We start from the raw sequence: 561 nt of genomic DNA, 5'->3' as shown, positions 1-561 counted from the left end.
CGCCGACTTTGTCCACGCCGATTTCTGCGGAAAGCCCCATGGGATAAGCTGCATGCGTATCGAGAGGCAGCTTGACCGGCACTTCCAGGACATCGCCGAACTTCTCAACAAACTTCTCGTTTCCGTAGAAAGCTCTCAGGTAACAGGCCTTCAGCTCTTCAATTGTGGGATAGACGGGGTTGCAGCCGGTGCATGCGTCATGGAACGCCCATTCGGACATCTGGTCAACAGCGGCCAGGAAGTCTGCTTCCCATGTCTTGGCCTTCTTCTCGGGGTGGGCCTCCATCAGCCAGTCCCAGATCGTCTCGGGAATATCCACGTCTTTTTTCAACTGCTCGGCAGCCTTGATCCAGTTTTCAAAGGTCTCCTCGTCCGTAGCACCCTTGACGCCAATCAGTTCGCCCAACTGGACATAGCGCTCAAATGCCTGCGGATACTTATACTGAGAGAAGGTCCCCATATGATAGGGGTGCTTCTGGGCATTGAAGCGGCAGACATAGGGGAACAGCAACGCGTTGGCGGTTCCATGGGGGATGTGGAACCAACCACCAATCTTGTGGG

1 protein-coding gene is annotated in these 561 nt (G+C 55.1%); it reads right to left on the bottom strand.

Going from position 1 to position 561, the window contains the following annotated elements:
• On the bottom strand, positions 1–561 hold a 561-nt coding region (locus tag RT018_RS05450; RefSeq protein ID WP_312940054.1), incomplete at both ends, for an iron-containing alcohol dehydrogenase.

Source organism: Oscillibacter sp., from assembly GCF_032060045.1.
Classification (GTDB): domain Bacteria; phylum Bacillota; class Clostridia; order Oscillospirales; family Oscillospiraceae; genus Oscillibacter.
The sequence above is the reverse complement of the archived record's forward strand: the minus strand, read 5'-3'. Positions and strand labels throughout refer to the sequence as shown.